The sequence below is a fragment of the Pelomonas caseinilytica genome (assembly GCF_021353235.1).
GTDB lineage: Bacteria > Pseudomonadota > Gammaproteobacteria > Burkholderiales > Burkholderiaceae_C > Pelomonas > Pelomonas caseinilytica.
Window position 1 is genome coordinate 1 of record NZ_JAJTWT010000017.1, and the last position, 23,419, is coordinate 23,419.

Consider the following 23,419-nt stretch of genomic DNA (forward strand, 5'->3'; position numbering starts at 1 on the left):
CGAGGCGGGCTGAGGAGGCTCACCGCTACAGTTGTCCACAGCCGGCATCAGCCGATGCCGGCCCCAAGCCCTGGGTCAAAGTTCAATCGGCAGGGTGGGTCAAATTTAGATCGGCGCCAACACGCTTGACCACCTTTGCATCGCGGTCGCTCCAATGCCATTGGCCGGGGAACGCGCCTTCCCATCGACCAGACCAGTGGACGAAGATGACGTCGAGTTGTTCCCAGTCGCATTGGCCCTTCTTCTTGGGATTCGGGCATCCGTCGGGCGTGAGGTTCTCGAGGTCCTTGTCTAGGTCGACCAGTCTCTCGTAGTCTTGGAACATTCCGCAGGTCCTGCATACGAAGGTAAGCGGTGCGGGCGTGTACTCCATGTGCGACGGTCGGCACAGGTAGAAGCGGTCTTGTCCAGGCAGCTGAAACTGCGACTTGGTCTGGTCCAGCAACGCTTGGTCGACGCACTGAGCTGGGAGCACCCGCGGCTTGCTGGCGTCACCGTCACGGGCCGCGGAGGCCGCGTCGAACCACGCACGGCCGAGCTCGCTCATGCGCTCGAAGACCAGGTCCATGGTCGAGTCGGAGAGTTGGATGTACTCGCCCGCCGTTGAGCGAGCGATGCATGCCCCCAGCCCCCCCTCGAATGTGAAAAAGCTCTCTGGCGCATAGGCGGTCGCTAGCTGGTTGCGCGACCGATTCATCGTCTTGGCTTTTGCCATGTTCTCCTCCTCAGGTGCGCGACTCGGTAGCGCCGTCGGTCGAGTCGATATCCGCCCCTGACCCGCGGCGGATGAACTTCATTGCGCGCGCCGTCATGCCGTCGCTTACCTGTCTATAGCCAGCATCGGCTTTGGACTCGTGTATCAGCCCAGGCAGGTCCACGTCGCGCAGGGAGGTCATGGGGCGTAGAAGGCTGTTGCGCACTGCGAAGAACTTGCCCAATGGCGTGCTGTTGACGAACTTGTCGATGCCGAGGTCCTGTTGATAGAGGTTCAACTGGGTCTTAACCAGCGAGCGGTAGTAGTTCTTCCCTTCAGGCGACGGCGAGAAGGAAAGCCCAAGCGCTCTCTCCATGAAGCCCTCGGCCGCCTTGAGGTTCGCAGGCACATTGAGGAAATCTCGCACCGTGACGTCGCAATGACGGATCTCAAAGTCTCGTTGAGATCAGGGAACGGTTGGTTGACGCCAACGCGCCTTTCCGCGCGGCGCACAATGTCCTGAATGTCCGCAGCGGACACCGCTCCAGAGATGAGCTCGGAGTTCAACGCCTCCTCGTCGTACCCATCGGCCTTGTGCAGCTTGTCGAACTGCACCTTCTCCGTGTCGATGACCTGGTCGCCACCCTTCTTGTTCGTGACGTAGGTCAGCGCGATGCGGTGAAGGTCCACAAGTGTTAGCAGGGTCGCGAAGTCTTCCCATCTGAGACGCAGGTCAAGCGAGGCGACCGCATCGTCGGCGGCCACAAGGAGCTGCTCGAGAAGCTCGGCCGCAACGACCCATGCCCCTGCGGATCCGGGAGGTCGTTTCAAGCGCTGCTGCCTGAGCAGCGGCTGCTTTTGACGGCGTGAACCGACATCACTACCGGCGCTGATCCCGCGCCGACCCAAACACCAGGTGGGGTGTAGCTCAATCGGAAGAGCAGCGGACTTTGACTCCGCAGGTTGCAGGTTCGAACCCTGCCGCCTCTGCCAGAGAACCTGAACCGTGCCCGTCGCAGAAAGGAGGACGTCATGCACGACGTATTGCAGTTGGACATCACCGGCCTCCCGCAGGCCTGGATCTCGGTCGAGCAGGCAGCGGTGCACGTGGCGACGCGCTCGGTGGCCTGGTCGCTCGGCGACGAGCCGCTGGCTGTGCTTCGTGGCGGCATGAATGCTGACACCGGGCGCCAGTCCGTGCTCGAAGTGCCGGCGATCCTGGCGCTGCGTGGCAGCTCGCGGCTGAACCTGTTCGACATCACGCCCTGCTTCAGCAAGGGCAAAGTGTTGCGGCGCGACCGCCGGACCTGCGCCTACTGCGGCAGCCAGCACGAGCTGCGCGACCTGACGGTCGACCACATCCTGCCGGCGTCCCGTGGCGGCCCGCTGAGCTGGATGAACACGGTCGCTGCCTGCCGCGGCTGCAACGCGCTGAAGGCCGACCGCACGCCGGAGGAAGCGCGCATGCCGCTGCTGTTCACGCCCTACGTGCCCAGCCGCTTCGAGGACTTCCTGCTCAAGGGCAGGCGCATCCGGGCGGACGTGCATGAATGGCTGGCCGCACGGCTGCCGAAGGAATCGCGCCTGAGCTGACCCTGACCGGTCAGCCCGGGCGCTTGACCACGTCCCAGGTCAGCCCGAACTTCAGCAGGTACTTGCGCAACCGGTCAGCGTCGTTGATGACGGTGCGCTGCACGCGTGACCGATCAAAGAGCCGGCGTCCCGCTTCCGACAGGGTCGAGGACGTCTGGCAGATACGCACGACCGCCTCCAGCTGAAGGCGGTCAAATAGATCGAGCGATGCCTCGACCTCTGCCGACAGCTGCGAGCTCAGCTCAACCGCGGACTCGGCCTGGCCGTTCCCCACAGGCTTCCAGAGCCACTGCAGCCGCTGAATCTCCGCGTCGACCAACGCTGTGGAGATGCGCCCGCCATCTGCCAACGTCGCCATCCGCGTCGCGCTCGCCATCAGGTCCCGGAAGTTGCCGCTCCAGAGCGCCTCCGCGGACCGCGCGAATTGCAGGTACCTGGCCTTGGCCTCCACGTTGAACCGCACCGCGCGACCGGATTCCGCCGCAAACCGTGCCAGCAAGTGGTCGATGTTGGGCTCGATGTCCTCCGGCCGTTGCGCCAGGCCCGGCAGCGTGTAAGCCCACAGGTTGATCCGCGCAAACAGATCTTCGCGAAAGCGACCCTGGGCCACGTCGACGCGCAGGTCGCGGTTGGTGCCGGCGATCAGCTGGAAGTCGCTGCTGACCTCACGGTCGCTGCCCATCGGGAAGAAGCGCTTCTCCTCCACCGCCTTGAGCAGCATGGCCTGCTCGTCGAGCCCCAACTCGCCAATCTCGTCGAGGAAGAGCACGCCCTGGTGGGCGGTGCGCAGCAGGCCAGCCCGGTCCGCCGCTGCGCCGGTGAAGGCGCCCTTCTTGTGGCCGAACAGGGTCGAGGCCGCGCTGTCGCCGCGCAGCGTTGCGCAGTTCACCTCAACGAAATCGCCTTGCACCTGGTGCCGCGACTTCTTCAGCTCGAACATGCGCCGTGCCAGATGCGACTTGCCGGCGCCCGTGGGGCCGGTCAGCAGGATGGGTGCCTGCGAACGGATGGCCACCCGCTCGATCTCCTCGATGAGCGCGTTGAAACGAGTGTTGCGCGTCGGGATGCCGCTCTTCAGGAACTCCAGCGCCTCGGCATGCGCCTGATTGAAGCGCTGGGCCAGCACGTCATAGCGGGACAGGTCAAGGTCGATGAGCGTGTAGCTGCCCGGGTTGCCCGCCTGCTGCTTCTTGGGTGGCGCCGTCTGCAGCAGCACGCCAGGGATGAAGCGCGACTCCACCATCAGGAACATGCAGATCTGTGCCACGTGGGTGCCCGTGGTGATGTGCGCCCAGTACTGCTCGTGCGCCGGGTCGAAGCGGTAGGCGCGCGCCCAGTCGTAAAGCGCGGCGTACATCTCGCCGAAGTCCCAGGGGTCGGCCACGTCCATCGGCACGAGGTTGACCTGGGTGTCCGGCGAGGCGTTCGCGATGTCACGCACCAGTTGCTGCGCCAGTGCCGTGTGCTTGGCCGAGTGCAGCAGCTCCAGGCGGTCGATCAGCGTGTCGTCATGCTGGACGAGCGAGATGGTCGGACGCCATTTCTCCCAACGGCCGGCGCCCTGGCCGGAATCAAGCTGGGAGCCGAGGAAGCCGATGACGACGGTTTTCTTGGGCATAGCGAATTGGATAGCAAGCTAGCTACAAGTCTAGCTTTGGAGGGTTGTTCCCAAGTGTCGACACCGCGGCGCATCGCAGGTAAAGCCATTTTTCCAAGGCAATTCAATTATTTGCGCGCATCCGCCTGCACCGCCGCCAGACCTGGCACACCCGTTGCAATGAAGAAGGCACAAACGAAACGTTGAATGCAAAAGAGGAGAACCTCATGGTCAACACCCAGCTCTTCCACACGATCAAAGGCGCCCTGCTGCCCGCAGCCACGGCGCGCAACGCTCACCAGGCCACGGCCTACGCCTTCGGCCCTCGCCACCAGCTGGCGCAACTGGCCGCCACCGGCTGCCTGAGCCGCACGTTCTACGCAGACGCAGAGCAGCAACTCGACCAGGTGCTGGCACTGACCCAGACCCTGGAGCCCGCTTTCATCGCCAAGACGGCGATCTACGGTCGCCAATCCGGCTACATGAAGGACATGCCGGCCCTGCTCGCTGCCAGCCTGGCGGCGCGTGATGTCGCGCTGCTGGGTCAGGTTTTCTCTCGCGTCGTCGACAACGGCAAGATGCTGCGCAACTTCGTGCAGATCCTGCGAAGCGGCGCGGTGGGGCGCAAGTCGCTGGGTTCCCGCCCGAAGAAGCTGGTCCAGCACTGGTTGCTGACCGCAACCGAGAAGCAACTGCTGAACGCTGCGGTGGGCAACACGCCGTCGCTGGCCGACGTGGTCAAGATGGTTCACCCCAAGCCTGCCGAGGCCTGGCGTGCCGCGTGGTTCGCCTGGCTGATCGGCCGGCCTTTTGATGAAGCAGCGCTGCCGCCCATCACCCAGGCGTTCGAACGCTTCAAGCGTGCGGCTGCCCAGGGTGAGGCTGCCGAGCTGCCTGACGTGCCGTTCCAGATGCTGACCGCGCTGGCGCTGACCTCCGCCCAATGGGCGCAGATCGCTCGCCAGGGCTCGTGGCAGATGGTGCGCCAGAACCTGAACACCTTCGCGCGGCATGGCGTGTTCGACCTCCCCGGCATGACCGAGGTGGTGGCCGCCAAGTTGAGCGACGCCCAGGCTGTGGCCAAGGCGCGGGTGATGCCGTACCAGCTGCTGTCCGCCTTCAAGGCGGCCGGCGAGGCGGTGCCGGCGCAGGTGCGTGACGCGCTGCAGGATGCGATGGAGCTGTCGCTGGCCAACGTGCCGGCGTTGGCCGGTCGTGTCGTGGTGTGCCCCGACGTGTCGGGCTCGATGAGCTCGGCTGTCACGGGGCACCGCGGTTCGGCGACGTCCAGCGTGCGCTGCATCGACGTCGCTGCCCTGGTGGCTGCGGCGGTGCTGCGAAAGAACCCGCAGGCCCGTGTGCTGCCGTTCGAGCAGGATGTGGTGAAGCTGCAGCTGAACGCTCGCGACTCGGTGATGACCAACGCCCAGGCGTTGGCCAAGATCGGTGGCGGCGGGACGAACTGCAGCGCGCCGTTGGCGGTGCTGAACCGCGAGCGTGCGGCGGTCGACGTGGTGATCCTGGTCTCGGACAACGAGTCCTGGGTTGACGCTAACCGGCGCGGTGCGACGCAGACCTTGCGCGAGTGGGAACTGCTGAAGCAGCGCAACCCGAAGGCGCGCCTGGTGTGCATCGACATCCAGCCGACGGCGACCACGCAGGCGGCGGAGCGGCACGACATCCTGAATGTCGGCGGCTTCTCGGATGCGGTGTTCACGATGGTGGCGAACTTCGCCACCGGCAAGATGGACGCCGAGCACTGGGTCGGTGAAATCGACAAGGTGTCGCTGGCCGCGCAGTAAGGCCGCGACACCCACTTTTGGAAGGTGTCCCGGGCGAATGCCTGCAGGAGTACAGCACCCTTTGGCCGCGTGGGCCCGCAAGCCCGCAACGGAGAACCCGTAGGCCGCTCTTGCAACTCTCGTCGCCCGGGGCACCCACCTTTCAACACAGCACGCGTCGTCGCGTGGCGAATGCAGGTGGGACTACATCCCAAGCGTGTCTCACCGCCTGTTAGTCGCCACGCGGGGGCTCCGGTTTTGCGCGAATGCTGGCAGGACTACATCGGTACGCCGGGGGTTCGACTCCTCAGCTGGGAAACCAGTGTGGCTATGTCTTGCTTCTCTAGTCGCGCTTCTTGTTTGAGATGCCTTGCTGCGAATGCAGGTGGAACTACAGCCTTCTAAGCTCGTGGTCGCGGGTTCGAGTCCCGCCGGTCCCAGATTAGGGGGACCGTAGCTCAGCGGTAGAGCACGACGTTTCACCGTTCCTTGTCGCAGCAGGGCATCACCTTTGATTTCGGGCGCGCTGGCACAGAAGGGAGCGCCACTGCCAAAAATGATTGACATGCCGGCAGCCTGGGTAGCACCAGGTGCAGCAGGCAAGTTGGTCGGCGGGTACGGTTGAGGATGCAGGTGCCGGCTCCGATGACGGGTCGTCACTGGCGCGCGTTTCCAATCGCCGACGATGCCACTGGCCTAGAAACCGTGGTTGCTGCATTGATGCGGGTTCGAATCCCGTCGCGTCCACCAATGAATAGCCATGAGAACAACATGAACTACAACATCGAACAACCCGAAGGCGGCGTCCCCATCAAGATGTGGACGCAAGGCGTTCCCGTCGAGCCCGAGGCCAAGCAGCAGCTTGCCAACGCCGCCAAGCTGCCCATCGTCTTCAAGCACATCGCGGCCATGCCGGACGTGCACCTGGGCATCGGCGCGACCGTCGGCTCCGTGATCCCGACGATCAAGGCCATCATCCCGGCCGCGGTCGGCGTGGACATCGGCTGCGGCATGATGGCCGCGAAGACCACGCTGCGTGCGGAAGACCTGCCGGACAGCTTGGCCGCCCTGCGTTCGGCGATCGAGAAGGCTGTGCCGCACGGCTCGGCGCCCAAGCACCGCGGTCGTGACCCGGGCAGCTGGGAGAACCCGCCTGAGACGGTGGACCAGGTCTGGGCCACGCTGGTGGACGAGTTCGATGCGCTGTGCGAGCTGCACCCGCGCTTGAAGAACACGAACAACCGCAAGCACCTGGGCACGCTGGGGACCGGCAACCACTTCATCGAGGTCTGTCTCGACGAAGTCGGCTTCGTCTGGTTCATGCTGCATTCGGGCTCGCGCGGCGTGGGCAATGCCATCGGCACGCACTTCATCGAGCTGGCCAAGAAGGACGCGGAGCGCAACCAGCGCAACCTGCCGGACAAGGACCTGGCCTACTTCGAGGAAGGCGCCCAGTACTTCGGCGACTACGTGCGCGGCGTGTCCTGGGCCCAGAAGTTCGCGATGAAGAACCGCGAGGTCATGATGGCCAACCTGATCGCCACCGTGCGCTCGGTCATCACGAAGCCCTTCGAGGCGCATGTGGAAGCCGTGAACTGCCACCACAACTATGTGCAGCAGGAGCGCCACTTCGGCGAGGACGTGTTCATCACCCGCAAGGGCGCCGTGAGCGCCAAGCGCGGCGAGATGGGCATCATCCCGGGCAGCATGGGTGCGCGCAGCTACATCGTTCGCGGCCTGGGCAACCCGGAAAGCTTCGAGAGCTGCAGCCACGGCGCCGGTCGCGTGATGAGCCGCACCAAGGCCAAGAAGATGTTCACCATCGAGGACCAGGTCAAGGCCACCGAGGGCGTGGAGTGCCGCAAGGACGCCGACGTCATCGACGAGATCCCGATGGCCTACAAGGACATCGACGCCGTGATGGCTGCGCAGAGCGACCTGGTGGAAGTGGTGCACACCTTGAAGCAGGTGGTGTGCGTGAAGGGATGAGCGGGTGAGGGCCTCGTGCGCTCACCTGCTCAACCAAATGAATTGAGGAGGGAGAGCATGAAAAAAGAGTCCGTGTTGAGCGCCCACCCCGTCTCGGACGAGATGCGCGCCACTGTGCTTCAGAACCTGGCGGCCCTGGAACAGCGTCACGACGTGAAGGTGCTGTTCGCCTGCGAATCCGGCAGCCGCGGCTGGGGCTTCGCGTCGCCTGACAGCGACTACGACGTGCGGTTCATCTACGTGAACCGCTTGCCTTGGTACCTGACCGTGGAGCCGGGCCGCGATGTCATCGAGCAGCCCATCAGCGGTGATCTGGACATCAACGGCTGGGACCTGCGCAAGACGCTGCAGCTGCTGAAGGAGTCCAACCCGACGCTGCTGGAGTGGCTGCGTTCGCCCATCGTCTATCAGCAGGATGCCGAGTGGGTCGCACGCCTGCGCACGCTGGCCGAGGAGGGCTTCTCGCCGGTGCGGGGCTATCACCACTATGTGTCGATGGCCAAGAAGAACCTGCGCGAGCACCTGTACGGCGAGGTCGTTCGCTACAAGAAGTACCTCTACGTGCTGCGCCCTTTGTTGGCGGCGCGGTGGATTCGCGAAGGCCGCGGCGTGCCGCCGATGCGCTTTGCCGAACTCGCCACACAGACACTGACCGACCGTGCGGTGCTCGACGAAGTGAACGCGCTGCTGGAGGTCAAGATGCGCGCCGGCGAATCGGCGACCAGCCCGCGCTGGGTCGGCATCCACGACTTCATCGAGGCGGAGCTGGCCGAGGCGATGTGCTTCACGCCGGACCAAGGGCCGAAGGCGGATGCCAGGCTGCTGGACCAGTACCTGCACGACGCCGTCCTGCACTTCGGCGCCGAGACCTAGAACCACAAGAGAACAAGACATGATCGACATCGATGGCTCCGTCGGCGAGGGCGGAGGACAAATCCTGCGGACGTCGCTGGCCCTGTCCATGTGCACGGGCCAGCCCTTCACGCTGACCAAAATCCGCGCCGGCCGCGCCAAGCCCGGCCTGATGCGACAGCACCTGACCTGCGTGAACGCAGCGGCCGAGGTGTGTGGCGCGGAAGTGCAAGGCGCCGAGCTGAACTCGCAATCCATGGTCTTCACGCCGGGCCCGGTGCGGGCGGGCGACTACGTCTTCAACGTCGGCACCGCCGGCAGCTGCACGCTGGTGCTGCAGACCGTCTGGCCCGCGTTGATGCTGGCGGATGCGCCCAGCCGCTTGAAGCTGGGCGGCGGCACCCACAACCCGATGGCACCGCCCTTCCACTTCCTGGAGCGCGCCTATGCGCCGCTGCTGGCCAAGCTTGGCGCAAAGGCCGACCTTGCGCTGCGCCGGCTGGGCTTCTACCCCGCCGGTGGCGGCGAGATCGACGCCACGATCTGGCCGGCGAAGGAAAGCCTGAAGCCCTTCGACTTGAACGACCGTGGGGCGAAGCTGGAGAGCTATGCCGAATGCTTCGCGCCAGCACTGCCTCGCTCGGTGGCTCGGCGTGAGCTGGAACAACTGGGCACAGGCCTCGGCTGGGGTGACGATCAGTTGCGGGAGGCAGCCAGCCGCCAGAACGAGGGACCCGGCAACGCGCTTCTGGCGACGCTGGCCTACGAGAACGTCTGCGAGGTCTTTACCGGATTCGGCGAGAAGGGCGTCAGCGCCGAACAGGTCGCGCGCAATGTTGTGCGCGAGGTGCGTGCCTACCAAGTCAGCGATGCCGCTCTCGGGGCCCATCTGGCCGACCAGTGGGCACTTCCGCTGGCGCTTGCCTTATGGCAGCGTGGGGGCAAGGCGTCGTACACCTGTACGGAACTGACGCCTCACGCGACAACGAACTTCGACGTGATTGAGCGGTTTCTGCCGGTGAGGTTCTCACCTGTAGCGACCGCGAGCGGCTTCGCAGTAAAGGTACAAGTTGGATAGCCGATTTCGGCAATAGGGAGGAGCGATGCAACAACCAACCGCAGTCGCTGACGCAGCTCGGCACAACCATGATGACGCTGAATACCTCGGGTTCCTGGCCCGCATTCAGGCGAGGTTCCAGTCACGCAGCCGTGATGGTGCCCGCTCGGTTTTCCTCACCGATGCGGAAGATCTGTGGTCCATCTATTTGGACAGCTTCTCCGATCCGGTGAGCCGGCGATACCGCAGCTGCTCGGCGTGTCGGAAGTTCATCGACCGCTTTGGCAGCTTGGCCATCGTCGAGGAAGACGGCTCTGTTGGCTCGGCGTTCTGGCATCCAGAGGACGCACCCGACGAGTACGCAACGGCTGTTGCGCACCTCGACAAGGCAGTGCGCCGCGCCAAGATCGTCAGCCCATTCCTCAGCCGCGACGCAGTTTTGGGCCTGCCAGAGGCGGGTGGTTGGGTGCATCTGTCTATCACGTTGCCTGAGGCAATGCGCTACACGGGTGCGGTTCTGAAGCCCGAACAGGCGATGGCCGAGAAGCGCGAAGACTTCAAGACGGTCATGCACGCGTTGAACGAGTTCACGCTGCCGATGATCGAGACGGCCATGCGGCTGCTGAAGTCCGACCATCTCTACAGCAGCGAGCGTGTGCTTGGTCAGGCTGAATGGCTGCACAAGCTGCACGTCGCCCGAGCAGCAGCAACAGGCAACGGTAAAGCCGCAGTGGTGTGGTCGGCGATTGCCAAGGCGCCGGCAGGCTTTTGCCATCCGCGCAGCTCCATGATCGGCACGCTTCTGGAGGACATCGCCGCTGGCATGGAGTTCAGCGACATCGCCAGGCGATTTGCCGACAAGATGCACCCGCTGCGCTATCAGCGCCCGCAGGCACTTCCGAGCGCTGGCAACGTTGCTCAAGCTGAAAAGCTGTTTGCCCAGTTGGGCCTAGCACCGGCTCTGGACCGGCGCATGGCGCGCATCGACGAGATCCCACTGCTCTGGTCGCCGAAAGCCGACGAGCCGCCAGTGGGCGCCGGCGGTGGCATCTTTTCTCGCCTGAAAACAAAGTCGACCTCGGCTACGTCGGGCTTGAGCATTCCTGCCATCACCATGACGGCAGAGAAGTTCCTGCGCGAAGTTGCCCCTGACGCCGACACCATCGAGCTCGACCTGCCCGCCGGCAATCACACATTCATCGGACTGACGACAGCAGTGAATGCCGATGCCCCCAAGCTGTTCCAGTGGGACCATCCAGTCTCCTGGTACGTCTGGCACGGCGGCGCGCCTGCGAGCCAGTATGGGCTAAAACCTGGCTGGCTGAATGTCAACGGCATTACTCGCTTGCCGGCACGATGGAACGACGATGGCCAGCGCTTCAAGCACCACGGTGACGGGATCATCTTGTTGCTGGCAGGAGCGCGTGAGACGCGTCAAGCAGGCGCCGCACTGTTTCCCGCGCTGCTGCGGTCGGAGCTCCACGGTGTGCGCTCAACGATCGAAGCGCATTCGCAAGGGGCTCAAATGCACGGCTTGGCCGAAGGCAGCGCCGTTGGCATCGATCTCAGAGCCGGCGGGGATTCATTCCCGACAACCGTCCGCGTCAGGTCGGCCGGACACACGCAGACCTACATGATTGACCGTTGGGACTGAAGCGTGTCGCTGTCGCGTCATGCATGGCCAGCTAGCACGGATGCCGTGCCTAGCCGTTTCATCCGGTGGCCCTGAGCGACCTTCGGAGGCGCCTTGGCCACGCACGGGCAGTGATCCATTCGGGCGATGGCGGCCGGTGATCCTGATGCGACCTCGGTTGCCTGCCAACCAGATTCAATTGAGCAATGAAAGAGATCTACATCAGCACGGACGTTGAGACTGACGGGCCCATCCCCGGCCCGCATTCCATGTTGAGCTTCGGCTCGGCGGCTTACACGGCCGACAAGCAACTCATCAGCACCTTCTCCGCTAACCTGGAGACGCTGGAAGGCGCCACAGCCCATCCGGCCACGGCCGCATGGTGGGCCACCCAGCCTGAAGCGTGGGCGGCGTGTCGCTCCGATCTGCAATCACCGGAAGTCGCGATGCGGGCCTACGTGGCGTGGATCAAGTCGCTGAATGGCAAGCCGGTGTTCGTGGCCTACCCCGCCGGCTTCGACTTCCTGTTCGTGTACTGGTACCTGATGCGGTTTGTGGGCGAGAGCCCCTTCAGTCACTCGGCGCTCGACATGAAGACGTACGCCATGGCCGTCCTCAAGACGGGCTACCGCGACAGCACGAAGCGGAACATGCCCCGCAGTTGGTTTGACAAGCTGCCTCACACCCACGTGGCGCTTGACGATGCCATCGAGCAAGGCGCACTGTTCTGCAACATGATGAGGGCGAACCAGGCGGCGTGAGTGAATGGCGGCAATCGCTGGACACCATGCGCTTCTGAACCTGGATCTCTACGGTCAGCCCGGACAGTCAAGAAAAGTTCAGAACTCGATGAACGCAAACCCGAAATGTTCAGAACTCAGCGAGCAGGACGTCCAGAATCGTTGGAGCCGAGATGCTGCAACCCATTGAATTCCCATGCACCCCGAGTTCATGATTCAGAGAACTTCGACAGCAGCGCCATGGCTACTCCGCGAAGGACTTGAGCCACTGCCTCAGGCGTTTGCGCCCGTCGCTGTTGGTGGCCCGGTAGGTCTTGAGGGCCAGCGCCAGGAACTGCTGTTCGCCGGGAGACAGCCCCGCCGGCTCTCGTTCTTCATCCAGCCAACCGGCTGGCTTGCTGCAGTGCTGCTCGATCTGGCGGGCCAGCTTGTCGCCGATCGGCCTGGCCCCGCTCTTGGCCATTGACCAGGTGGCCCCGCTCACCTCGATCCGAGCCGCCCAGGCCGCCTCCAGCCCCTTGGGCGGGTCGCCCGCCGTGATGCGTTCTTCAGCAAAGGCCTGGAAGAGCGACAGGGCGTTGAGGCGGCGAAAGGTCGAGATGCTGGACACGGCATGTGTTGTGAAAACACTTCACATCCATTCTAGGTGCTCACGCCGGGTTGACGGCGGCGTGAACACTCTTCACAATCCGCCCATTCGTTGATTCACCCCCAACCCATTCGGTCTCATCATGTCCCGCCTAGCCCTCGCCACCAACGCCAAGCGCCCCTTCTCGGGCGAGATGGCCTTGTGCGTCGCTGCGGGTCGACATGAGACCGCGCTGGCTCTCAGCCAGCCGCGCCATGACCGATACGAGGGTGACGCAACGCCACCGGGGAAAGCTCCAGCCCACTGAAGCTTTCAACCTCCAGGGATCTCGAGATCCCCAGAAGCCCGGTCTCCCGCAGGAACCGGGCTTTTTGTTTGGCTCCTGCTGTTCAGGTCGATTCCTCCGGATTGGCGCCGACGGGCGCTGGTCAGGGGCGAGTCGTACCGGATGCCATCTCGGGTGTGCCCGTGCACAAGCACCGGCCTGCCTGGTGTGCATGTGTGCCCCAGCACGTTCTGCAGACGGAGCCGGCATGCAGCGGTTCAGCCGAGCTCGCCTCGTCTGGGTCGCGTGCGGACACAGCCGAGATGACATCGCCTCGTTAGCTCAGTGGAGAAGAGCGCCGGCCTACGAAGCCGGAGGCTGAGGCCGGACACGGGATCCACCTGCGTGGAGCCTGTGCCTGCCGAAGAGTGTGAGCTCTGCGAACACGCGGCCTGCAAGGTCGGAGGTTCGACCCCTTCACGAGGCGCCAGATACAGCGAAGGTCGACTTCGCACTACGGACGCTTGGCAGAGTTGGTCGATTGCGCCTGGCTGTAAACCAGGTCCTCACGGCACGGTGGTTCGAATCCATCAGCGTCCACCACATCAACAACGTCCCGTTGGACTTCCGGTGAGGTCCTCGGCCCTTCAAGCCGAAGAGGCGGGTTCGCTCTGATCGGCACTGCCGATCAGGACGCAGCCTGCTGCGGGCCGAAGGACTGGCGCACAGCGCCAGCACTCCCGCACGGGACACCAGACCCAGAAGCCTGTCGTCGAGCTCACGCTTCGACAGGCGCAAACCGGCCGCAACGATTGGGCGGCGTCGGAACCCGTCACCGACAACCATTCAGAGCACTGAAGGATGACCCGTGTGTGGCGCAATCAGGGAGCGCTGCTGCTTTGGGAGCAGAGGGTTGCAGGTTCGAGTCCTGCCGCACGGACCAGTAGTGAAGTAGCCGCCATAGCTCAGTTGGAAGAGCGCCAGTCTGTCGAATCGGAGGCCGCGGGATCGTAGCCCGCTGGCGGCGCCAGTTTGAAGACGACGTGTGTTTGGGGTTGACCGTCGCCTAGTGGCCTAAGGCTCAAGGTCGTGACCCTTGCATCACCGGTTCGCTCGGCGCGCCGCGCCGGACGCGCCGATGGCGCGGGCCGAAGGCCGAGCGCGAAGCGCGAGCTATCCGGTCGGTCAACCCCAAGCGCATTCGCACCCCTCGTGGCGGAAATGGCAGACGCAACGGTCCCAGAAGCCGTGGCCGCAAGGCATGCCCGTTCGACCCGGGCCGAGGGGACCAACACAGCCAGGAGAACACCATGAAGAAGATCCAGAACGACCACAGCTTTCGAGGTCATGAGCAAACGCCGCAAGGGCTTCCCGTCTGAGACGCAGGTCAAGCGTGGCGGCCGCATCGTGGGCGGCCACAAGGAGCTGATGGAAAAGCTCGGCCGCAACGACCCATGCCCCTGCGGATCCGGGAGGTCGTTTCAAGCGCTGCTGCCTGAGCAGCGGCTGCTTTTGACGGCGTGAATCGGCATCACTATCAACGCTGACCCGTGCCCAGTCGCAGAAAGGAGGACGCCATGCACGACGTATTGCAGTTGGACGTCACCGGTCTCCCGCAGGCCTGGATCTCGGTCGAGCAGGCGGCGGTGCACGTCGCGACGCGCTCGGTGGCCTGGTCGCTCGGCGACGAGCCGCTGGCCGTGCTGCGCGGTGGCATGAACGCCGGAACGGGCCAGCAGTCCGTGCTCGAAGTGCCGGCCATCCTGGCGCTGCGTGGCAGCTCGCGGCTGAACCTGTTCGACATCACGCCCTGCTACAGCAAGGGCAAGGTGTTGCGGCGCGACCGCCAGACCTGCGCCTACTGCGGCAGCCAGCACGAGCTGCGCGACCTGACGGTCGACCACATCCTGCCGGCGTCACGTGGTGGCCCGCTGAGCTGGATGAACACGGTCGCCGCCTGCCGCGCCTGCAACGCGCTGAAGGCTGACCGCACGCCGGAGGAAGCACGCATGCCGCTGCTGTTCACGCCCTACGTGCCCAGTCGCTTCGAGGACTTCCTGCTCAAGGGCAGGCGCATCCGGGCGGACGTGCATGAGTGGCTGGCCGCGCGGCTGCCGAAGGAATCGCGCCTGAGCTGACCCCCCGGGGGCGGCGCAGGCGCCAACAGATCTGCCTTGGAAGGCAAGGGCTCACAGGCTCGGGGGTACACCCCACCGGTGCGCTGCGGCCGGGTCCGTCCCGTCGCCTTGGCGCATGCCGCCCCGTCGGAAGAGGTTGATACGGTGAAACACGGTTGTCCCGCAAGGGCCCGGGTTCGACTCCCGGATTCACCACCACTGGATAGCTCAGTCGGGTAGAGCAACGGACGACTAATCCGTGTGTCGTGGGTTCGACTCCCACTCCACCAATGGCCTGAACCGCCAGTGAAACCGGTCGCTAGACCACCCCGCCGAACGTGCCGGCATGCCCTTGGGCTTGCAGGCATCAGCGCGGCCACCCGTGCTTCGGGCATGCGGGACCTGCGTTCACGGTCAGTCGAAGGTGTGCAGGGAGGGCATACACGAGACGCGCCGCGACACCCAGGCCTTGGCATCCGAGGTCCGTGTCCGTGCTGTAACGGCACCTATTTCAAAGCACGCTGAACAAGAAGGAGAACCCCATGACGATCAAGCGTGTCACTGTGAAGAAGAGCGAGCGCGGCCTGCTGCTGCGCAATGGCGACTTCGAGCGCGTGTTGCAACCCGGCACGCACTGGCTATTCGCCGGCCTGGACTCCCTCCAGATTGAAGTGTTCGAGTTGGAGGCGCCGGCCTTCGTGCACCGCCTGACCGAATATCTGCTGGCCAAGGAGCCCGAGGTGGTCGAAGCCGAGTTCTTACGCGTGGAGCTGAACGCGCACCAGGTTGGTCTGCGCAGCGAGAACGGCGTGCTGGTCGAGCTCCTGCCGCCCGAAACCCGGCGTCTGTACTGGAAGGGCTTGGTGGACGTTCAGGTCGAGGTGATCGACCTGGAGAAGTCCATCGAGCTGCCCGCGGCATTGACGGCGCGCCTGCTGCAAACCCAGCTGCGCCCGCGCAGCATCACCGGCCTCGCCGGCGTGCTGCAGGTGGTCGTGCCCGAGCACGGCGCGGGCATCCTGTGGGTGGATGGCAAGGTCGAACGCCTGCTGGGCGCCGGTTCCTTCGCGTTCTGGAGGTTCAACCGCAACGTGAGCGTGGAGCTGGTCGACCTGCGGCTGCAGGCCGTCGAGGTGACGGGCCAGGAAATCCTGACCCGCGACAAGGTGGCCCTGCGGCTCAACCTCTCGGCGACCTGGCGCTTCACCGATGTGCTGACCGCGTTCAGGGAGCTGGCCAAGCCGGCCGAGCACCTGTACCGCGAACTGCAGTTCGGTCTGCGCGCCGCGGTGGGCACGCGCTCGCTCGATGAGCTGCTTGAGAACAAGAGCGTCATTGACGAAGTCGTGACCGCCCAGGTCAAGACCAAGCTCGCGTCCTTCGGGCTTGAGCTGGCCAGCGTGGGCGTGAAGGACATCGTGCTCCCGGGCGAGATGAAGACCATCCTCGCCCAGGTCGTGGAGGCGGGTAAGTCGGCCGAAGCCAACGTGATCCGCCGCCGCGAGGAAACTGCCGCGACCCGCTCGCTGCTCAACACCGCCAAGGTGATGGAAGACAACCCCGTCGCCCTGCGCCTTAAGGAACTCGAAACCCTGGAGCGCGTGGCGGAGCGCATCGACAAGATCTCCGTGTTCGGAGGTCTGGACCAGGTGCTCAACGGGCTGGTGAAGCTGCGTTGACACCGCGCCCCATTCCGTATGGGATGGGGTGCACACCATTGGAAGAACAATTATGGAAACCCAATACATTCACGAAGACGTGCCCGGTGGCGTGCCGCTGAAGTGGACAGCCGCTTGCGCACGTCGTTGTTCGTCGATCGGTAGGTCTTGAGGGCCAGCGCCAGGAACTGCTGTTCGCCGGGAGACGGACCCCGGCTGCTGTGGAGTACTGACGGCGGGAGTCGTTTGCATCAGTCAGAAGGCCCGGTCGCCGGAGTTTCGGAACGCATCCGGCGGTCCAAGGAGGTCCTGGGGCTGCTGACCAGAAAACCCGGCTGAACGCCGCCGTGCCCGGTCAGCCGACCCGGTACAGGCCGGCGCCGTGCGGTGGCAGGGTTTGGGCGAAGCGCCCCGAGGCCGCGTCCAGCGGGCGCCGGGCCCACAGGTCGCGCACCGGGCGCCTGCCGTCCAGCCCCAGGTCGCGCAGCGCGACGGACACCTCGCGGGCTTTGTCCGTCGGGTTGAACAGCGCGACGTAGCGGCCCTTGCCATCGTCCGGCCTGGCTGACCAGATGCGCACGAAGTCCTCGACGAAATGCGGCCGGTTGTCGGAGCTGGCCTGGTCCACGGCCAGCACCTCGGGGTTGGTCAGCAAGGCCAGCGTCGGCTCGTCGAGGTGGCGCAGGTCGCCACCCATGATCAGCGGCGAGCGGGTGATGGCCCACAGGGTCATCAGCGTGCGCTGTTCGTCGGGCGTGAATCGGGTGTCGCGCTCCCCCAGAGCCAGGCGGCCCAGCGGCAGCATGTCGGGGTCGGGCCAGGCACCCGGCTGCCGCCAGGGATTCCAGTTCTCCAGGCGCGTGAACTGGGCCTCCAGCATGGGCCACTCGTCCCAGAAGTCGTCGGAGATGCGCCACATCTGCGCATGGCGGCGCACATGTTCGGCCCGGCTCACCGGAGTCTCGCCGGGCGAGAGACTCAGCACCATCGGCCGCTTGGTGTGCTGGATGGCCTGGTGGGCGGCCTCGATCTCCGGCGCATGGGCGTCGTAGGGGCGGCTCATGTCGTCCATCTTGACGAAGTCAACGCCCCAGGAGGCATAGAGGGCGAAGACGCTGTCGTAGTAGGCCTGTGCGCCGGGCTTGCGCATGTCCACGCCGAACATGTCGGGGTTCCAGGTGCAGGTGCTGGTGGTGTCGGCGATGTCGGCGGCGCGATAGGGCGTGCCCAGGATGGGCAGGTTGCGCTTCACCGCCAGACGGGGGATGCCACGCATGAGGTGGATGCCGAACTTCAGGCCCATGGCGTGCACGTCGGCCGCCAGCGGAGCGAAGCCGCGCCCCCCGGCGCTTGACGGGAAGCGGTTCACGGCCGGGATCAGGCGACCGTGGCCGTCCATCGCCGGCTCGGGGTCGGCGCTGTACGCGTAGCTCGACGCCGTGGGCTCGTACCACTGGATGTCGATGGTGAAGACGTTGTAGCCGGACGGCAGTAGCTTGTCCGCCATGATGCGGGCCGTCTCGCGGGCCTGGGCCTCGTTGATGGTGGTGGCGAAGCTGTTCCAGCTGTTCCAGCCCATCGGCGGCGTCGGGGCCAGCAGGCCCTTGGCAGGTCCGGCGGCGGCGCATGCGGCGCGGGCAGGCAGCGTGGACGCCGCGATGGCGGAGAGGCCGGTGCCGATCAGGTTCCTGCGATTCAAGGGCATGGGAGCTTGTCCTGTGTATTTTTGTGGCAGGACGGCGGTGTATGCCTTTCCTTCAAAACGATCCAATGGTGTTTTTAGCGAAACCCATGTCGTTTTGGACATGTCTCGAGGTCTTGGGCGCGAGGCACCCGTTCACGATCCAGTGAACTTCGACAGAGCCACCCGGGGAGCAGGGGACGGCCGCCGCGGTCGCCAGCTCCTTGGGATCACCTGGTCGCCTCTCCGCCCTGGAAATGCCGAACCCGTTCGCTGTCCGCAGGGTGGCTGGAGAAGGCTATGGCCAGCGGTGACTCGTCTTGTGCGCCATAAGTGTCACGGACTCGCTTGAAGAACAGCGCGATGCGACCGGCGTCCACGCCGGCGGCGAGCGTCAGGCGCCGCGCATAGTCGTCCGCCTCGCGCTCATGGTCGCGCGAGTAGGACGCGGTGAAGAGCAGGGCAGGCAGGCCGTTGATGAAGGAGGAGTAGTCCCCCAGCCACACGGCGGCCACCGCGGTGACGGCCGCCGCCCGCGCGGCCAGGCGCAGGCCGTGGCGGCCCTGCACATGGCCCACTTCGTGGGCGAGGATGGTTAGCACGGCGTCCGGTTCGTCGCGCATCAGGCCGATCAGTTCGTCGGTTACGCACAGCTTGCCGCCCGGCAGTGCGAAAGCGTTGGGGCCGAGCATGCGTCCGCCACGTCGGAAGCCCAGGTCAAGCCCTGCCGGAACCACCGCGCCCGCCTGCGCGCCGGCGCGGTGGAGCATGTCTGCGAACCGTCGGCGCCACATTGCCTGCTCCGCCTCGGTCAGCTCGGAGGGGCGCAGCCATTGTTCGTCCAGCAGTTTCATCGCTTGCTCACCGATGGGAGCTTCGGCGCTCGGCGGAATCCTGCGGACCAGCCAGTCTGCTGCCCACGGCAGGCCGCCCGTCAGGCCGACGGCAATGAGCAGGGCCGACAACATCAGCGAGGCGGTGGCCAGCCAGGCGCTGCGCTGCCAGCGGTCGATCCACCCCGGCGTTCGGCCTGCCTGCAGGGCCCAGGCGTCGAAGATCTCGGCTTGCTGGAAAGTGAGCGCCCCCCGGCCGGGCAGCTGCAGCTGACGCTGGCCCCATTGGAAGCCGTCCGGCCAGCCCAGTTCATCCAGGTGCAGGCGCTGGTCGGCGAAGCAGAGTTCCTTTCCCTCGATCCAGACCTGGACGAGCGTCGGACGGCCTTGGTGGCCATCGAACCAGCGGGCGTCGATGCTGACGGGCTTCATGGTCACAACCCCAGGTCCATGCCGAAGAAATCGCCCGCCGCCTCACCGGCGGCATCTGCATGTGCAACGCCCTTCGGCGCCAGCCAATGATCCGGCTCCGTCTCTACGGAAATGCCGATCGCCTCCAGCCGCAGCCGCAGTGTCGCCATGGTCGCCGACGGCCGATACAGCCCTGCGGTGAGCAAGATCAGCAGCCAGTTCCTGACCGTCAGATGGACCAGCGCCCAGCCGTCCAGCGAGCTCTCGAATCGCAAGCCATCGCTGCGGGTGTTGGACCACGTCAGGTTCTGCAGCCGCGTCGCCGCGTAGGGGGTCAGCACGCCGCCGTAGAACAACCCGAAGAGAAGCACCATCATGAGACTGACGTAGGTGCTTGAACCCGCCAGCCCGGCCCCATGGTTCAAGGCAAGGCCGAGCAGTGAGCCCAGCGCAAAGCCCGCCGCCATCACGACCAGGCTGGCGAAGAATCCCAGCATCGCCGACTTGAAGCCGATGAAGTAGACAGAGCGCGCCTGCAGCCTGATGCGCAGGCGCTGGTCGGCGATGCGGTAGCCGCCGTGCTGATAACGCTTGGCGAGGGTCAAGGTCCAGGGCGCCGTGAGCGAGAGGGCCAGGCCCGAGACCAATCCCCACAGCCCCGTGTTGAGCGCCGGGTCGGTGCTGGGCCCGTGGCTCGCCATGGCGCCGTCGAGCAGAGCGCTCATGGTCAGCGGCACGTAGACGGGCAGGAAGCACAGATAGGCGTCATGCAACGAACCTTCGAAGCCCATGCGCAAGCCTCGCCAGGAGGTGTTGGCCAGGCGGTACTGCATGGACGCCCGCCACAGCGCCGGCCACACGGCGTAGAGCATCAGCAGGACGGCAGCCGAAGCGGCCGGCGCGAATTCCCCAGCGCCGAGGTAGGCAACGGCCAGGACTGCGAGCATCAGGAAGCCGCGGAACATCCGCCATGGGTCGCCATGGAAGGCCAAGGCTTCGCCGTCCACCCAGGTGTTGGCGTGCACGTATCGCAGGCGACGTGCCTTGGCGAGCGGCAGGTAGAGCCCGAGCGTCAACAGCACGAGCAGGACGTTCACCGCCCAGATGCGGAAGTACTCGGTGCCAGAGCCGGTGAAGTGCACGGCGAGCTGTCGTGTCGCGGGCGCCGTTGTTGGCGCCGCCTCGATGGATGTCGGATGGCCGTCCACGTTTTTCCCTCCCTCGGCCGGTGTGCTGTGGCGGCGCACGCTAGGCCAGAGCGCAGAGAGCGGGCAGGGCGAGTCATGAAATGCCGACGCATGGCCATGAACGGCCCGGCCGGCACCACCAAAAGAAACGAGAAGGCCCGACGCGTCGGCGCCGGGCCTTCTGCCGGTCTGTCAATCGGGTGGCCTATCGGGGCAACCACACTGACTCGCGACAGGACCAATTTAGGCCGTCGCTTTCGCGTCGGCCAGCTCTCCTCGGCCGCATGCGCGCGTAGGTCGGCCCCTACAGCGGGGGATCAGCCATGCCAGCGGCGAGTGGCGCGGCGCACCACCTCGGGGAGCAACTGGTTCTCGTCCTCCACGCGGCGCAGCCAGGCGGCGTCGTTGCCCGCTCCGGCGATCTCGCGGCGCAGGTATTGCAGGGCGGCTTCGGCGTGCAGGTCGCCGGCATGACCGTCCAGGCGGCTGAGCACGGCCATCAGGTCGTCGCGCAGCACGCGGTGCTCGCCCGTCTCGGGGTCGACGAAGGTGCCGTCAAGCCCGAAGCGGCAGGCCTGGAAGCGGTTGAAGGTGTAGGGCAGGTAGTCGTCCTCGCTGAGCTTGAAGGGCTTCTCCAGCGTCAGCCAGCGGCCCAGGCACTGGATGAAGCCGGCCAGGGCCGCCGCCTTCTCGATGGTCAGCGGCGTGTCAAGCACGCGGACCTCGATGGTGCCGAACTCCGGCTTCGGGCGGATGTCCCAGTAGAAGTCCTTCATGCCCGAGACGACGCCGGTGCGGGTCATCTTGGCGAAGAAGCTCTCGAAGTCGGCCCAGGTCAGCACGAAGGGGGCGCGGCCGGAGAGCGGGAATGCGAACACCGAGTTCAGGCGGGCCGAGTCGAATCCCGTGTCCTCGCCCTGCACGAAGGGCGAGGAGGCTGCCAGCGCGATCAGGTGCGGGATGAAGCGGCTCATGCCGTGCAGCAGCACCAGGGCTTCGTCCGGCCCCGGGCAGCCGATGTGCACGTGCTGGCCGAAGACGGTGAACTGCTTGGACAGGTAACCGTACAGCGACGACAGCTCGTGGAAGCGCGGCGTCTCGAAGATGCGCCGCCGCGTCCAGTGCTGGAAGGGGTGGGTGCCGCCGCCGCACAGGCTCACGTCCAGGCGCTCGGCGCAGTCCACCAGGGCGTCGCGGATCTGGCCCAGCTCCGACAGCACCTGGCCGAAGCCGCTGCACACGCCGGTGGACAGCTCGATCATGCTGCTCGTGATCTCGGGCTTGACGTCGCCGGGGATGCTGCGCTTTTCCATCAGCCGCAGCAGGTCGCCCGAGACGGGCGCGAGGTCGTAGTCGTCGTTGTTGACGATCTGCAGCTCCAGCTCGACGCCCAGCGTCAGCGGCTGCGACTTGGCGAAGACGCCCAGGCTCATGGTGCGGCCTCCTTGCGCGGCTTGCGTTGCGGCGGGGGCGGCAGCTCGCCCGCCAGGCGCAGGGCGAACTGCACGGCGATGGGGCCGAACAGCTCCAGCACGGCGATGCTGGTCAGGATGATGGGCACGGCGCCGCGGGCAAGGTCGGGCTCCGCCCGCATCAGCTCGCTGAGCATGACCAGGGCCGTGGCGGACAGCGGCGTCATCGTGATGGACAGCGCCAGCCCCTGGCGCCAGCTGACCTTGGCCCAGGGCGCCAGCGCGATGATGGCCGCGGCCTTGACCAGGAAGCGCGTGGCCAGCAGGGCCAGGGCCGCGAAGCCGCCGGCGAAGAGGATCTGCGGCGTCCACGCCGAACCGACGATGACGAAGAGCATCAGCACCAGTGCCCCGCCCGAGGTGCCGAAGTGGCGCGGCCACACCCAGGGCCGCTCGCTGGTGTTGCGCAGCAGCAGGCCGGCCAGCAGCGGCATCAGCAGCGTCGACACGCCGATGGCCCGCGCCGCCACGAGGGCAAAGGCCACGAGACCGAACAGCAGCAGGGCCGCGCTCTCGTTGCGCAGGTCCAGGCGCCGCGCCGCGAGGTAGACGGCCCCGGCCAGCAGGGCCGACAGGCCTAGCGTCGTCAGCAGCGAGATGGACAGGCCGGCCAGGGCCTGCGTCAGGCTGCCGCCGTCGTCGGCGGCCCACCAGGTGCGCATCAGGGTCAGTGCAATCACGGCGTACAGCGTGTTCAGGGCCGTGAGCAGCAGGGCTCGTTGCGTCACCTGGCCCTCGGCGCCGAGCTCCAGGGCCACGCGGCCGGCCACGGCGGCGGGCGCCGGCATGGCGAGGATGGCGCAGGCCACGGCGGTCTGCCAGCCGACCTCGAACAGGCGCATCACGAAGGCCACGGCGACCGCGCTCAGCAGCGCCTCGGCCAGGCTGGTGGCCGCCAGGCCCGGGTTGCGGGCCAGCCAGCGCAGGTGGACGCGGCAGCCGATCTCGAACAGCAGCAGTCCGAGGGCGAGGTCGGTCACCGTCTGGGCGGCACCGGCCAGCGGCATGCCCACGCCATGGCCGAAGGCGGCTGCGGCGCAGCCGGCGAGCGTGTAGCCGACGACGCGCGGCAGCCGCGTCGTGGCGGCGATGAACTCGCCCACCAGCGCGCCTGCCAGCAGCACGCCGACGATGAACATCAGCCCGCTGGAGGGCGCGACGGCCAGCCCGGCCCAGACCCTGGCGCCGCTGTCGAGTGGGGTCATGCGGTCTCCCTTCGAAGTTTTCGCGGAAGCCTAGAGGGGCGTCGCGCCCGGCCTTGTAGGCCAAC

At 65.9% G+C, this 23,419-nt stretch carries 20 protein-coding genes and 7 tRNA genes; 18 read left to right on the plus strand and 9 right to left on the minus strand.

Going from position 1 to position 23,419, the window contains the following annotated elements:
- Positions 1–82: 82 nt before the first annotated feature.
- Together LXT12_RS24570 and LXT12_RS24575 are read right to left on the minus strand one after the other, a co-directional pair.
- On the minus strand, positions 83–715 hold the full coding sequence (locus LXT12_RS24570) for a hypothetical protein (protein ID WP_233394946.1): 633 nt from the start codon (positions 713–715) through the stop codon (positions 83–85).
- 10 nt (positions 716–725) lie between these two features.
- A complete protein-coding gene (locus LXT12_RS24575; protein WP_233394947.1) occupies positions 726–1,103 on the minus strand; it encodes a hypothetical protein in 378 nt (125 codons plus the stop codon).
- Between the two features lie 362 nt (positions 1,104–1,465).
- On the opposite strand from LXT12_RS24575, the gene LXT12_RS27165 reads away from it, so the two are divergent.
- Both LXT12_RS27165 and LXT12_RS24580 read left to right on the plus strand, forming a co-directional pair.
- Entirely contained in the window at positions 1,466–1,564 is a 99-nt protein-coding gene (locus LXT12_RS27165) for an SEC-C metal-binding domain-containing protein (RefSeq protein ID WP_419964795.1), read from the plus strand.
- A 162-nt stretch (positions 1,565–1,726) separates the two neighbouring features.
- Positions 1,727–2,287 carry an HNH endonuclease gene (locus tag LXT12_RS24580; protein ID WP_233394948.1) on the plus strand — a complete coding sequence of 187 codons (561 nt, stop codon included), beginning with the start codon at positions 1,727–1,729 and terminating at the stop codon, positions 2,285–2,287.
- A gap of 10 nt (positions 2,288–2,297) precedes the next feature.
- Here the strand turns inward: LXT12_RS24580 and rtcR are convergent, their stop codons facing one another.
- Entirely contained in the window at positions 2,298–3,905 is a 1,608-nt protein-coding gene (gene rtcR, locus LXT12_RS24585) for an RNA repair transcriptional activator RtcR (RefSeq protein WP_233394949.1), read from the minus strand.
- Between the two features lie 206 nt (positions 3,906–4,111).
- On the opposite strand from rtcR, the gene LXT12_RS24590 reads away from it, so the two are divergent.
- The 6 genes from LXT12_RS24590 to LXT12_RS24615 all read left to right on the plus strand — a co-directional run bounded on the left by LXT12_RS24590 (position 4,112) and on the right by LXT12_RS24615 (position 11,957).
- A complete protein-coding gene (locus LXT12_RS24590; RefSeq protein WP_233394950.1) occupies positions 4,112–5,686 on the plus strand; it encodes a vWA domain-containing protein in 1,575 nt (524 codons plus the stop codon).
- Between the two features lie 750 nt (positions 5,687–6,436).
- Positions 6,437–7,654 carry an RtcB family protein gene (locus LXT12_RS24595; protein WP_233394951.1) on the plus strand — a complete coding sequence of 406 codons (1,218 nt, stop codon included), beginning with the start codon at positions 6,437–6,439 and terminating at the stop codon, positions 7,652–7,654.
- A gap of 57 nt (positions 7,655–7,711) precedes the next feature.
- The gene (locus tag LXT12_RS24600) at positions 7,712–8,527 is read left to right on the plus strand and encodes a nucleotidyltransferase domain-containing protein (RefSeq protein ID WP_233394952.1); all 816 of its coding nucleotides are present in this window, start codon (positions 7,712–7,714) and stop codon (positions 8,525–8,527) included.
- Positions 8,528–8,546: 19 nt separating this feature from the next.
- Positions 8,547–9,584 (plus strand): RNA 3'-terminal phosphate cyclase, encoded by a 1,038-nt coding sequence (gene rtcA / locus LXT12_RS24605; protein WP_233394953.1) that lies wholly within the window; start codon positions 8,547–8,549, stop codon positions 9,582–9,584.
- Positions 9,585–9,609: 25 nt separating this feature from the next.
- Positions 9,610–11,217, plus strand: coding sequence for a hypothetical protein (locus LXT12_RS24610; protein ID WP_233394954.1), 1,608 nt, complete (start codon positions 9,610–9,612; stop codon positions 11,215–11,217).
- A 185-nt stretch (positions 11,218–11,402) separates the two neighbouring features.
- Positions 11,403–11,957, plus strand: a complete 555-nt coding sequence (locus LXT12_RS24615) for a 3'-5' exonuclease family protein (protein ID WP_233394955.1) — start codon at positions 11,403–11,405, stop codon at positions 11,955–11,957.
- Positions 11,958–12,180: 223 nt separating this feature from the next.
- Here the strand turns inward: LXT12_RS24615 and LXT12_RS24620 are convergent, their stop codons facing one another.
- A complete protein-coding gene (locus tag LXT12_RS24620) occupies positions 12,181–12,546 on the minus strand; it encodes a hypothetical protein (RefSeq protein ID WP_233394956.1) in 366 nt (121 codons plus the stop codon).
- Positions 12,547–13,121: 575 nt separating this feature from the next.
- Between LXT12_RS24620 and LXT12_RS24625 the strand changes: the two genes are divergently transcribed.
- The 10 genes from LXT12_RS24625 to LXT12_RS24670 all read left to right on the plus strand — a co-directional run bounded on the left by LXT12_RS24625 (position 13,122) and on the right by LXT12_RS24670 (position 16,586).
- Positions 13,122–13,280, plus strand: a tRNA-Arg gene (locus LXT12_RS24625).
- Positions 13,281–13,308: 28 nt separating this feature from the next.
- Positions 13,309–13,393 (plus strand) — tRNA-Tyr (locus LXT12_RS24630).
- A gap of 10 nt (positions 13,394–13,403) precedes the next feature.
- Positions 13,404–13,545: transfer RNA gene (locus LXT12_RS24635), tRNA-Glu, on the plus strand.
- Between the two features lie 111 nt (positions 13,546–13,656).
- Positions 13,657–13,733 (plus strand) — tRNA-Pro (locus LXT12_RS24640).
- An 11-nt stretch (positions 13,734–13,744) separates the two neighbouring features.
- A tRNA-Asp gene (locus LXT12_RS24645) sits at positions 13,745–13,820 on the plus strand.
- Between the two features lie 176 nt (positions 13,821–13,996).
- Positions 13,997–14,081 (plus strand) — tRNA-Leu (locus LXT12_RS24650).
- A gap of 56 nt (positions 14,082–14,137) precedes the next feature.
- Complete coding sequence (locus tag LXT12_RS24655) at positions 14,138–14,314, plus strand: SEC-C metal-binding domain-containing protein (RefSeq protein WP_233394957.1); 177 nt, start codon at positions 14,138–14,140, stop codon at positions 14,312–14,314.
- 53 nt (positions 14,315–14,367) lie between these two features.
- Positions 14,368–14,928, plus strand: a complete 561-nt coding sequence (locus tag LXT12_RS24660) for an HNH endonuclease (RefSeq protein ID WP_233394958.1) — start codon at positions 14,368–14,370, stop codon at positions 14,926–14,928.
- A 200-nt stretch (positions 14,929–15,128) separates the two neighbouring features.
- A tRNA-Ser gene (locus LXT12_RS24665) sits at positions 15,129–15,197 on the plus strand.
- A 252-nt stretch (positions 15,198–15,449) separates the two neighbouring features.
- Positions 15,450–16,586, plus strand: coding sequence for a slipin family protein (locus LXT12_RS24670; protein ID WP_233394959.1), 1,137 nt, complete (start codon positions 15,450–15,452; stop codon positions 16,584–16,586).
- A gap of 334 nt (positions 16,587–16,920) precedes the next feature.
- Here LXT12_RS24670 and LXT12_RS24675 read toward each other — a convergent pair whose 3' ends face one another.
- The 5 genes from LXT12_RS24675 to LXT12_RS24695 form a co-directional block, all read right to left on the minus strand.
- Entirely contained in the window at positions 16,921–18,270 is a 1,350-nt protein-coding gene (locus tag LXT12_RS24675) for a glycoside hydrolase family 27 protein (RefSeq protein WP_233394960.1), read from the minus strand.
- Between the two features lie 206 nt (positions 18,271–18,476).
- Complete coding sequence (locus LXT12_RS24680; protein WP_233394961.1) at positions 18,477–19,511, minus strand: M48 family metallopeptidase; 1,035 nt, start codon at positions 19,509–19,511, stop codon at positions 18,477–18,479.
- 2 nt (positions 19,512–19,513) lie between these two features.
- Positions 19,514–20,698 carry a YjgN family protein gene (locus tag LXT12_RS24685; RefSeq protein WP_233394962.1) on the minus strand — a complete coding sequence of 395 codons (1,185 nt, stop codon included), beginning with the start codon at positions 20,696–20,698 and terminating at the stop codon, positions 19,514–19,516.
- A 296-nt stretch (positions 20,699–20,994) separates the two neighbouring features.
- Positions 20,995–22,110: a YbdK family carboxylate-amine ligase gene (locus LXT12_RS24690; protein WP_233394963.1), complete on the minus strand. Its 1,116-nt coding sequence runs from the start codon at positions 22,108–22,110 to the stop codon at positions 20,995–20,997.
- Positions 22,107–23,354 (minus strand): cation:proton antiporter, encoded by a 1,248-nt coding sequence (locus LXT12_RS24695; RefSeq protein ID WP_233394964.1) that lies wholly within the window; start codon positions 23,352–23,354, stop codon positions 22,107–22,109. Before LXT12_RS24695 ends, LXT12_RS24690 begins: the two co-directional genes overlap by 4 nt.
- Positions 23,355–23,419 lie beyond the last annotated feature (65 nt).